Source organism: Deltaproteobacteria bacterium GWC2_65_14, assembly GCA_001797615.1.
Taxonomy (GTDB): Bacteria; Desulfobacterota; Deferrimicrobia; order Deferrimicrobiales; family Deferrimicrobiaceae; genus GWC2-65-14.
Genome location: MGPV01000002.1, coordinates 23,676 through 34,033, shown reverse-complemented (window position 1 = coordinate 34,033; position 10,358 = coordinate 23,676). Strand labels below are relative to the sequence as shown.

9 protein-coding genes and 1 pseudogene are annotated in these 10,358 nt (G+C 67.2%); all 10 read left to right on the top strand.

Annotation, left to right across the window (positions count from 1 at the left end):
- The 10 genes and pseudogenes from A2X88_01620 (at position 1) to A2X88_01575 (ending at position 10,351) form a co-directional block, all read left to right on the top strand.
- Positions 1 to 318: pseudogene (locus A2X88_01620) on the top strand (anthranilate phosphoribosyltransferase).
- Positions 315 to 1,157, top strand: a complete 843-nt coding sequence (locus tag A2X88_01615; GenBank protein OGP35880.1) for a hypothetical protein — start codon at positions 315 to 317, stop codon at positions 1,155 to 1,157. Before A2X88_01620 ends, A2X88_01615 begins: the two are co-directional and overlap by 4 nt.
- Complete coding sequence (locus tag A2X88_01610; GenBank protein OGP35879.1) at positions 1,136 to 2,494, top strand: TrpB-like pyridoxal-phosphate dependent enzyme; 1,359 nt, start codon at positions 1,136 to 1,138, stop codon at positions 2,492 to 2,494. The genes A2X88_01615 and A2X88_01610 overlap by 22 nt, the downstream gene beginning before the upstream one ends.
- A gap of 28 nt (positions 2,495 to 2,522) precedes the next feature.
- Positions 2,523 to 3,191: a hypothetical protein gene (locus A2X88_01605; GenBank protein ID OGP35878.1), complete on the top strand. Its 669-nt coding sequence runs from the start codon at positions 2,523 to 2,525 to the stop codon at positions 3,189 to 3,191.
- Positions 3,151 to 4,389, top strand: a complete 1,239-nt coding sequence (locus tag A2X88_01600) for a tryptophan synthase subunit beta (GenBank protein ID OGP35877.1) — start codon at positions 3,151 to 3,153, stop codon at positions 4,387 to 4,389. Before A2X88_01605 ends, A2X88_01600 begins: the two co-directional genes overlap by 41 nt.
- The gene (locus tag A2X88_01595) at positions 4,376 to 5,170 is read left to right on the top strand and encodes a tryptophan synthase subunit alpha (protein OGP35876.1); all 795 of its coding nucleotides are present in this window, start codon (positions 4,376 to 4,378) and stop codon (positions 5,168 to 5,170) included. Before A2X88_01600 ends, A2X88_01595 begins: the two co-directional genes overlap by 14 nt.
- Positions 5,171 to 5,176: 6 nt before the next feature.
- Positions 5,177 to 6,025: an acetyl-CoA carboxylase subunit beta gene (locus A2X88_01590; GenBank protein OGP35875.1), complete on the top strand. Its 849-nt coding sequence runs from the start codon at positions 5,177 to 5,179 to the stop codon at positions 6,023 to 6,025.
- The gene (locus tag A2X88_01585) at positions 6,022 to 7,314 is read left to right on the top strand and encodes a hypothetical protein (GenBank protein ID OGP35874.1); all 1,293 of its coding nucleotides are present in this window, start codon (positions 6,022 to 6,024) and stop codon (positions 7,312 to 7,314) included. The genes A2X88_01590 and A2X88_01585 overlap by 4 nt, the downstream gene beginning before the upstream one ends.
- Positions 7,311 to 9,479, top strand: a complete 2,169-nt coding sequence (locus A2X88_01580; protein OGP35873.1) for a hypothetical protein — start codon at positions 7,311 to 7,313, stop codon at positions 9,477 to 9,479. Before A2X88_01585 ends, A2X88_01580 begins: the two co-directional genes overlap by 4 nt.
- Positions 9,476 to 10,351 (top strand): dTDP-4-dehydrorhamnose reductase, encoded by an 876-nt coding sequence (locus A2X88_01575; GenBank protein ID OGP35872.1) that lies wholly within the window; start codon positions 9,476 to 9,478, stop codon positions 10,349 to 10,351. The genes A2X88_01580 and A2X88_01575 overlap by 4 nt, the downstream gene beginning before the upstream one ends.
- The last annotated feature ends 7 nt before the right edge of the window (positions 10,352 to 10,358 follow it).

Here is a 10,358-nt window from a genome sequence, read left to right as displayed (position 1 = left end):
GTCTGGGAAGTCCGGGAGGGATCGGTCCGGCGCTACCTGTTCGATCCGGCCTCCGTGGGCTTTCCGTATGTCCCGCTCCAGTCGATCCGGGGAGGGGATCCCTCGCAGAACGCCGCGATCCTGAGGGATGTGCTCTCGGGCGTCCCCGGCCCTGCCCGCCAGTCGGTGGTGCTCAACGCCGCATTCGCGATCGTGGCGGGGGGGAAGGCGGAGGATATCCGCGAGGGGATCGCCGCCGCGGAGCGATCCATCGACAGCGGAACGGCCCTGATGAAGCTTGAAGCGTTTCTTTCAATTCTTGGTGTGAACTCCTTATGAAAAAAGGAATATCCAAACATCTTGAGGAGATCGTCGCCGGCGTCCGAAAAGATCTCGACGGAAGGAAGAAGGTCGTCCCCTTTTCGGATCTGGTGAGGCGGGCGGGGGAAATGGGACCCCGGCGGGAGATCCGGACCCGGCTGACCCGGCGGCCCGGGATCATCGCGGAGGTGAAGCGGGCCTCCCCGTCGAAGGGGTGGATCCGCAAGGAACTGGATGCCGCTTCCACCACCAGGCTCTACGCGGAAGCCGGGGCATGCGCGGTGTCGGTACTGACCGAGAGCCGGTTCTTCGGGGGGAGCCTGGCCGATCTTCAGGCCGCCTCCGCGGCCTCGGGAGAAACCCCCGTGCTGAGGAAGGACTTCCTGCTCGACGAGTATATGCTGGCCGAAGCCCGGGCGCACGGGGCCGACATGGCGCTGCTGATCGTCGCGGTGCTTCGGACCAATACCGGGAGGATGGTCCGGGCGGCCAGGGAGTATGGGATGGAGCCCCTGGTCGAGGTGCACGACGAGGAGGAGCTGGCGATCGCCGCGGATGCGGGCGCGACGATCGTGGGGATCAACAACCGGGACCTGGCGACCCTGCGGGTCGACCTCCGCACCTCGGAGCGGCTTCTTCCGAAGGTTCCGGTCGGGGCGATCCGGGTCGTCGAGAGCGGGATCTCCTCGGCGGGCGATGTCCGCCGCTTCATGCAACTGGGGGCCGACGCCTTCCTCGTGGGAGAGGCGCTGGTCCGCGCGAAAGACCCGGCCCTTGCGATACGGAATCTCTTGCTGGAAGCCATACCACCGGAACGGGAAAAGGAGGGAAGCGAATGGAAACGAAGATCGTCCTGAAGGACTCGGAAATCCCGAAGACCTGGTACAACATCATGGCCGACATGCCCAACCCTCCGGCGCCCGTCCTGCACCCGGGCACCGGGAAGCCGGTCACCCCGGACGACCTGCTCCCGCTCTTCCCGATGGCGCTCATCGAGCAGGAGGTGTCGTCCCAGCGGCACATCCCGATCCCGGAGGAGGTCCGGAAGATCTACGCGCTGTGGAGGCCGACCCCGATGTACCGGGCGACCCGGCTCGAGCAGGCGATCGGGACGAAATCGAAGATCTTCTACAAGTACGAAGGGAACAGCCCCGCGGGGAGCCACAAGCCGAACACCTCCATCCCGCAGGCCTTCTACAACAAGATGGCCGGTCGGAAGCGGATCGCCACCGAGACGGGCGCGGGGCAGTGGGGGTCGGCGCTGGCGCTTGGCGCCTGCTTCTTCGGCCTCGAGGCGAAAGTCTACATGGTGAAGGTCAGCTACCACCAGAAGCCTTACCGCCGGATGCTCATGGAGTCCTTCGGAGCGACGGTCGTCCCCTCCCCGAGCACGGACACCCAGTCCGGTCGGCAGATCCTGGCTGCGAACCCGGATTCGCCGGGCTCCCTCGGGATCGCGATCAGCGAGGCGGTCGAGGATGCCGCGACCCGCGAGGACACCAGCTACTCCCTCGGGTCGGTGCTGAACCATGTTCTGCTCCACCAGACGGTGATCGGGCTGGAGTGCGTCGAGCAGATGAAGATCGCGAACGCCTACCCGGACGTGGTGATCGGATGCTGCGGCGGGGGAAGCAACATGGCCGGGATCGGGTTCCCCTTCCTGCGGGACAAGATCGCCGGATCCAGGAACCCCCGGGTGATCGCCGTGGAACCCGCCTCCTGTCCGACCCTGACCAAGGGGGTCTACGCCTACGACTTCGGCGACACCGCGAAGCTGACCCCCCTGGTGAAGATGTACACCCTGGGGCACGATTTCGTACCGGCCGGGATCCACGCCGGCGGGCTTCGGTACCACGGCGACTCTCCCCTGGTGAGCCAGCTCTGCCACGAAGGGCTGATCGAGGCCCAGGCCTACCCGCAGATCGTGGTCTTCGAGAGCGCGCTGACCTTCGCCCGCTCGGAGGGTCTCCTTCCCGCGCCGGAGTCGGCCCACGCCGTCCACTCGGCGATCGTGGAGGCGAAACGCGCCGACGAGGAGGGAAAGGCGAAGACGATCCTGTTCAACCTGAGCGGGCACGGGTTCTTCGACCTGGCGGCCTACGACGACTTCCTGGCCGGCCGGCTCGTGGATCACGAGCACCCGGAAAGCCAGATCCGGGAGGCGCTGGCCCGGCTGCCGAACGTCGGGGCATAACCCCCCCGGGGGAGGGGACGGAGAGGAGATGTTCCGGATCAAGATCTGCGGGGTCACCTCCCCCCTGGACGCGGAAACCGCATGCGGGGCGGGGGCGGACGCCGTGGGAATCAATTTTTTCCCGGGGTCGGTCCGGTACGTTCCTGCGGACCGGGCCGCCCCGATCCTGGAGGCGATCCGCGGGAAGGCGGTTCCTGTCGGAGTGTTCGTGAACGAACGGCCCGAAACGATCGGCGCGGTCTGCCGGTCGCTCGGGATCGAGGTGGTCCAGCTCTCCGGGAAGGAAACGGCCGAGGATGCGGCCCGGATTTCCTTCCGTCTCCTGAAGGCGGTGCACTGGGGAGGGGCGGGAGGACTGGCCTCCTTCCGGGGATACCCCTGCGAGGCGTTCCTTCTCGACGCGGCCGTCCCGGGGGCGTACGGTGGAACGGGAGAGCCCCTCGACTGGGAATTGCTCGGAAAGGAATGCGGCGGGCCGCGGATCCGGTTCGGGGGGGAGGAGTCCGGAAAGCGGTGGCTCCTGGCCGGAGGGCTCACCCCGGAGAACGTCGAGAGGGCGATCCGTCTCGCCCGGCCCTACGGGGTGGATGTCGCCGGAGGGGTCGAGGAAGCGCCGGGGAGGAAGGATCCCGGGAAGGTCCGGCGGTTCGTGGAGAATGCGAGGAGGGGATTCGGCAGTGAAGGTGCGCAACCGTAGGCGGTGGCCGGACAGGTCGGGGCACTACGGCCCATTCGGGGGGCGGTACGTCGCGGAGACGCTCATGACCGCCCTGATCGACCTGGAGAAGGCCTACCGGGATGCCCTCCGGGATCGCGGATTCCGGAGGGAGCTGGCCGGGCTCCTCCGGGAATATGCCGGGCGACCGACCCCGCTGACCTTCGCCGGGCGGCTCACGGAGAAGGCCGGCGGGGCGAAGCTCTACCTGAAGCGGGAGGATCTCGCCCACACCGGTTCCCACAAGATCAACAACACCCTGGGACAGGGACTGCTCGCCCGCCGGATGGGGAAGCGGCGGATCATCGCCGAGACCGGCGCCGGCCAGCACGGCGTGGCCACCGCCACCGTCTGCGCGAAGATGGGGATCGCCTGCGACGTATACATGGGGTCGGAGGACATGCGCAGGCAGGAACTGAACGTCTTCCGCATGCGCCTCCTGGGGGCAAAGGTCATTCCGGTGGAATCCGGCAGCCGGACTCTCAAGGACGCGATGAACGCGGCGCTGCGCGACTGGGTGACGAATGTCCGGACGACTTACTATCTCATCGGCTCGACGGCGGGTCCCCACCCGTATCCGATGATCGTCCGGGATTTCCAGTCGGTCATCGGGCGGGAGGCGCGGAAGCAGTTCCGGGAGGCGGAGGGAAGGCTCCCCACGGCGATCGTGGCATGTGTGGGGGGGGGAAGCAATTCCCTGGGGATCTTCCATCCTTTTCTCGGGAGGAAGGAGGTCCGTCTCTACGGGGTCGAGGCGGCGGGGCTGGGGCTTTCCTCCGGACGGCACGGCGCCACGCTGTCGAAGGGGGAGGTGGGGGTCCTGCACGGCAGCAAGTCGTACGTCCTGCAGGATCGGGACGGGCAGATCCGCGAGGCCCACTCGATCTCCGCCGGACTCGACTACCCGGGGGTCGGCCCCGAGCACGCCTTCCTGAAATCCACCGGGCGCGCCGCCTACGTGTCGGTCACGGACCGGCAGGCGCTGGCAGGGTTCGACCTGCTGACGCGGTACGAGGGGATCCTGCCCGCCCTGGAATCCTCGCACGCGGTCGCATTCGGGGTGCGTCTCGCGCGGAAGATGAAGCGGTCCGAAACGGTCCTCGTCAACCTGTCGGGCCGCGGGGACAAGGACATCGCAATCCTTTCCGGGAAAACGGGGGCGGGACATGTCCCGGATTGAGGATCTCTTCTCCGGGCTGCGGCGATCGGGGGGGAAAGCGCTGGTGGTGTACCTGACCGCGGGGGACCCCGCCCCGGACCGCTCTCTCGCATATATTTTCGCGGCGGCGGAAGGAGGAGCGGATATAATCGAGGTGGGGATTCCGTTTTCGGATCCCACGGCGGACGGCCCGACGATCCAGGCGGCCGCGGGAAGGGCGCTGGCCGCGGGGATGACCGTGGGAGGGGCGCTGTCTCTGGTTTCCTCGTTCCGGGAGAGGCATGGAACCCCCGCGGTGCTGTTCGGGTACTACAACCCCTTTCTCCGCTACGGGGTCGGGGCATTCTGCAGGGACGCCGTGCGGGCGGGCGCGGACGGGGTTCTCGTCGTGGACCTCCCGGTGGAGGAATCGGGCGAGATGGCCCCCGAGGCGAGACGGGCCGGGCTGGACTGGATTCCGCTGGTGGCTCCCACAAGCGGCCCGGAGCGGGTGCGACGCGCCTCCCGGTCGGGGTCCGGATTCCTGTATATGATCTCGGTGACTGGGATCACGGGGGTCCGGAAGTCCTTTCCTCCCGGAATGGCGGCCTGGGCAGGAGAGGTGAGGAAACATTCCCGGCTGCCGGTGGCGATCGGGTTCGGCGTTTCCACGCCGGCAATGGCGCGTTCCGCCGCAAGGCTGGCGGACGCCGTCGTGGTGGGAAGCGCCTGCGTGCAAATCGTGGAGCGTCACGGGTCCTCGCGGACCGGGCCGGACGCCCTCCGGCGATTCGTCCGGTCGCTCAAAACGGCGATGAGGTGAACGTCCATGGCGATACGGCTGTTCCGGAGAAAGGACGACGGGGACAAGAAGATCCGCACCCCGGAAGGGATGTGGATCAAGTGCGCCGCCTGCCTCGAGATCATCTACAAGCCCGAGGTGGAGCGAAACCTGAACGTATGCCCGAAGTGCAACTACCATTTCCGGATCCCGGCCGTGGAGCGGATCCGGTCGGTGGTCGACGAGGGGTCGTTCCAGGAGTTCGGGGATGATTTCGAGTCGGTGGACATGCTCGGGTTCACGGACACGAAGAAATACACAGACCGCCTGAAGGAGGCCCGGAAGAAGACCGGGCGGAAGGAGGCGGTGATCACCGGGAACGCGCGGATCCACGGGATCGAGGTCGTGCTCTCGGTCCTCGACTTCGAGTATCTCGGCGGATCGATGGGGTGCGTGGTCGGGGAGAAGATCGCGGTGGCGGCCGAGACGGCGCTGGAGGAAAAGCGTCCGCTGCTCGTGTTCAGCGCCTCCGGGGGGGCGAGAATGCAGGAGGGGACCCTCTCGCTGATGCAGATGGCCAAGACGAGCGTGGCGCTGGCCCGGCTTTCGGACGCGAAGATCCCGTTCCTCAGCGTGATGACCGATCCCACGACCGGGGGTGTCGCGGCCAGCTTCGCGATGCTGGGGGATATCATCATCTCCGAACCGCGGGCCCTCATCGGATTCGCGGGTCCCCGCGTGATCGAGCAGACGATCAAGCAGAAGCTTCCGGAGGGATTCCAACGGGCCGAGTTCCTCCTGGAGCACGGGATGATCGACATGATCGTCGAGCGGACACGGCTCAAGGCCACCCTCGCCCAGACTCTGCGCTTCCTCGGGGCCTCCAACGGGAAATGAGGAGCGTCCGGGGACCGGGTGGACGGGACCACATCCGCCCGGGCCTCGAGCGGATCCACGAGGCCCTGGAGCGGACCGGGCATCCCGAGCGCGCCTTCCGGACCATCCACATCGCGGGCACGAACGGAAAGGGATCGACCGCCCGCTTCTGCGAGTCGATCCTTCGGAGCCTTCTGCCGGGCCCGATCGGGCTCTACACGTCGCCTCACCTGCTGTCGCCGAACGAGAGAATCCGGGTTTCCGGAAAGGAGATCCCGGCCGGACGGCTCGATGAGGCCCTGGAAACGTCCTCCGCGGTCTCCCGTGAGGTGGAGGCGGCGACCGGCGAGCCCCTTTCCTGGTTCGAGGAAATGACCTGGGTCGCCTGCGACTGGTTCCGGACCGCCGGCGTCACGCTGGCCATCCTGGAAACCGGGCTCGGGGGAAGCTGGGATGCGACCTCGGCATGCCTGCCGGAGGTGAGCGTCATCACGACGGTGGGGATCGACCACCGGGAATGGCTGGGTGGGACGATCCCGCGGATCGCGGCGGAGAAGTCGGGGATCCTCCGCAGGGGGGTCCCCGCGGTGATCGGCCTCCTCCGACCCTCCGCGCGAAGGGTTGTGCTGCGGAAGGCCCGCGAGACCGGATCCCCCGTCTGGGAGATGGGGCGGGACATCTTCTGGGAGGAGTCGTCCCGGGGGCGGATCACGGTCCGGCTCCCCGGAGGCGTTTCGGTGCGCGAGGCGAAGCCCGGGATGGAGGGAACCTTCCAGAGAGACAACGCCGCCCTCGCCTGCGCCGCGGCGTGGCGGGCGGCCGCTGTCCGCGGGGTGTCCGTCCTCCGCTTCGAGCGGGCCGCCCGGGAGGGTCTCGAGGCGGCGCGCTTCCCGGGCAGGTTTTCCCCGATCCCGGGAAAGGAGAACCGGGGGGTCCTGGTGGACGGGGCTCACAACCCGGACGCGGCGGCGGCCCTCGCACGGGAGCTTGGACCCCGCGGGTCGAATCCCCGCACGATCGCCCTCTGGAGCATGCTGCAGGAGAAGGATGCCGGGGGATTCGTCCGGGCCCTCACGCACGCGATCGACGGGTGGGTCGCCTACCCGATGGAGCAGGAGCGTGCGGCCTCGTTGGCCGACCTGGCGGAGGTTCTTCGGGCCAGCAGGGTGGAATGGATGGGAAGCATGGGGTTCCGGGAGGGGTGGAACATCGCCCGAAGCTGGGCGGGGCGAAGCGGCAGGGTCATCGTCTGCGGGTCGCTCATGGCGGTCGGAGACGCCTATCGGCACCGGGTCGGGAGGCTCCAGTGACCGGAAGGCGGATGGGGGCGGCCGCTCTGGCCGTGATCGTGGTGGCGGTTCTCCTGTGCCCCTTTCGCACGGCGCTCTCCGAGGAACGGAAACCGGGGGGATCCCTTCTTCCGGCGGATCTGGCCTCGGGGCTTGCCCTGGGGGGGCCGGTGAACCTTTCGGCGGACACGATCGAATACAACGAGGAGACCGGAGTCGCCGTCGCGGAAGGGAACGTGGAAGTGGGGTTCGGGAAACGGCTCGTCCGCGCCGACAGGATCCGGTTCGACGCCGGAACCGGTGAGGCCGAATTCGCCGGGCATGTCCGGTATGAAGACAGCGGGGACGAGTTCTCCTTCGACCGGATCGTCCTGAACATCCGCAGCGAGATGGGCGTTCTCCACAACGGCAGCATCCGGATCCGCACGAACGACTATCGGATCTCCAGCGAGCGTTTCGAAAAGACCGGCCCACGGACCTTCCTCATCCGGAAAGGCACGCTGACCACCTGTCCCTGCGAGGACGAGCCGGACTGGAAATTCAAGATCGGGCGATCGCGCGTCACCCTGGACGGATATGCCGTGGCCAAGGACGTCACCTTCCATGTCAAGGGGGTCCCGGTGCTGTGGCTCCCCTGGGGCGCTTTTCCCGTGAAGCTGACCCGGCAGAGCGGACTTCTCGTCCCTTCCTTCTCGCGGTCGCCGTCGAAGGGGTACTCTTTCCTGCTGCCGTACTACTGGGCGGTCTCCCGGTGGAGCGACGCGACGCTTTCCCTGGAAGCGATGAGCCGGAGAGGATACCGGCCGGAGGCGGAGTACCGGTTCGTCCTGAACCGCGAGTCCGAGGGGGCGGCGCGCGCTTCGTGGTTCCGGGACAATCTCACCGGCGACGACCGGTACCGGATCTACGGCGAAAACCGGTTCCGCCACGCGGAGGAGTTCACGGCGAACGCCCGCTGGGATATCCGGTCCGACGACCGGTATTACGAGGATCTCGTCGAGGAGGATGTCTTGCGGACGGGCCGGCATACCCCGTCGAGGGGTTTCGGATCCCGACAGGGTCCGCATGACGCGCATGCACTGTCCGTGGTCTGGGTCCAGGACAACCAGGGGACTCCGGACGACAACACGGTACAGCGCCTTCCGGAATACGCCTTCACCCTGCTGCCCCGGACGCTTGGAGGGAGCCGGTTCGAGGGTTCGCTGGACCTGTCGGCGGCTTATTTCTACCGGACCTTCGGAGACCGGGAGGTCCGGGGGAGAGGGCTGGCCACGCTGTCCCGCGCCGTCGAGATCTACCCGTCCGTCTCCCTGGTTCCCTACGGATCGATCGAATTCTACGAGTCGCTCCCCACGTCCGACAGGTCCGGGACCGAGCAGGCGGGGAGGGCGCTGCCGACGGCAGGCGCCACCCTGGAGATGGATCTCCGGCGGGATTATATCTCCGCGGGGGGAAAGAGATTCATCCACCAGGTCAGCCCGGTCGCGGCCTTCCGCTGGGTTCCGCAGGTCGATCAGTCGAGGATCCCCCTCACCGAGTACTGGTCCCGGGTGGGCGCGCAGAACCAGTTCACCTTTACCCTGACCCAGCGGGTCCTCCGCACGGAAAAGCGGGGTCCCTTCGAGATGGCGTTCCTCGAACTCTCCTGGGCGGTCGACGCCCGGAAGAGAAACCCATCCGTTTCGCCGTACGTGGATCCTTTTTCCCCCTATGTACGGGTCCTGAGGGACCAGATCGACCTGGTCTCCGGAACCGGAACGACCGACGGCAGAACGGACACGACGTCGGACATTTTCGGAAGGTTCTTCGTCGCCCCGGCCGCGGGGTGGAAGATCACGGGGGAGACGCTGTTCGACCCCGGGGAGGGGGATTTCACGATCGCCGCGGCGGGAGCCGAATACCGGCGGGACCCGGAGAACGCGGCCCTGCTGGAGTACCGGACCTCGCGAGGCCTGACGGAGGATCTTCACGGGGTATTCGCTTATCGGCCGTTCCGGTTTCTGGGGTTGAATGCGTCCGCGATCTATTCCTTGAAGTATGCGGAGTTGACCGAAGGGTCGGCCGGGGTCACGCTGTATCCCCGCAGCGACTGCTGGAGCATCGGGTTCGTCGCGGAAAAGAAGACGAGGCCCGACGAAACCGGGTACAAGGTGATGTTTTCCCTGAAGGGGGTCGGGTCGATATGACGGGGAGAAGGATCCTGGTCACGGGGGGGAAGGGACTCCTGGGAAGCGAGATCGCCGACCTGTTCTCCCGGGAATGCCGTGTGCTCCTCACGGACAGGGAGGAGTGCGACGTAACCGATATCGATTCGGTCCGCCGGCTCGCCAGGGAGTTTCGGCCGGAGATCGTCCTCCATTGCGCCGCCTACACGGCGGTCGACCGCGCGGAAGGGGACCGTGAGGCGGCGTTTGCCCTGAACGAGGGGGGGACCCGGAATGTCGCACGCGTATCCCGGGAGGCGGGGGCCCTCCTGGTCACGTACGGAACGGACTACATCTTCGACGGGACCTCGGGAAGGCCCTACGCGGAAGAGGATCCCCCCAATCCTCTCTCCGTGTACGGGAAGAGCAAGCTCGCGGCGGAGCGGGCCCTTGCGGAGGAGAATCCGGAAAGGCTCCTCATCCGGACCCAATGGCTCTTCGGCGTTCACGGGCCCAATTTCATCGCCTCGATCCTCAGGAAGGCCGCGCAGGACGGAACCTTGCGCGTGGTGACCGACCAGGTCGGATCCCCGACATACGCCCGGGACCTCGCGGCGGCCACGCGGAACCTCCTCGAGGCGGGAGCGCGCGGGATCTATCACTTCTCCAACGAGGGGCAGACCAGCTTCCACGACTACGCCCTGTTCCTCCTCGAGGAGTCGGGGCATCGGCGCGTCCGCGTCGAGCCGACGACCTCGGCTGACCTTCCGCGGGAGATCTACCCGGCGTCCCGCCCCGCCCGTTGTGTCCTGTCGAAGGAAAAGTACTCCCGCGCGACGGGGAAGGCTCCCCGTCCATGGAAGGATGCCGTCCGCGAATTCCTCGGTATCCTTCGGGAGGGAAGTGGGGCATGATCCCGTG

What these genes read in the sequence shown, in the direction of transcription:
- A2X88_01615 (OGP35880.1), top strand. Translation starts at nt 315, where the DNA reads ATGAAAAAAGGAATATCCAAACATCTTGAGGAGATCGTCGCCGGCGTC.
- A2X88_01610 (OGP35879.1), top strand. Translation starts at nt 1,136, where the DNA reads ATGGAAACGAAGATCGTCCTGAAGGACTCGGAAATCCCGAAGACCTGG.
- A2X88_01605 (OGP35878.1), top strand. Translation starts at nt 2,523, where the DNA reads ATGTTCCGGATCAAGATCTGCGGGGTCACCTCCCCCCTGGACGCGGAA.
- A2X88_01600 (OGP35877.1), top strand. Translation starts at nt 3,151, where the DNA reads ATGCGAGGAGGGGATTCGGCAGTGAAGGTGCGCAACCGTAGGCGGTGG.
- A2X88_01595 (OGP35876.1), top strand. Translation starts at nt 4,376, where the DNA reads ATGTCCCGGATTGAGGATCTCTTCTCCGGGCTGCGGCGATCGGGGGGG.
- A2X88_01590 (OGP35875.1), top strand. Translation starts at nt 5,177, where the DNA reads ATGGCGATACGGCTGTTCCGGAGAAAGGACGACGGGGACAAGAAGATC.
- A2X88_01585 (OGP35874.1), top strand. Translation starts at nt 6,022, where the DNA reads ATGAGGAGCGTCCGGGGACCGGGTGGACGGGACCACATCCGCCCGGGC.
- A2X88_01575 (OGP35872.1), top strand. Translation starts at nt 9,476, where the DNA reads ATGACGGGGAGAAGGATCCTGGTCACGGGGGGGAAGGGACTCCTGGGA.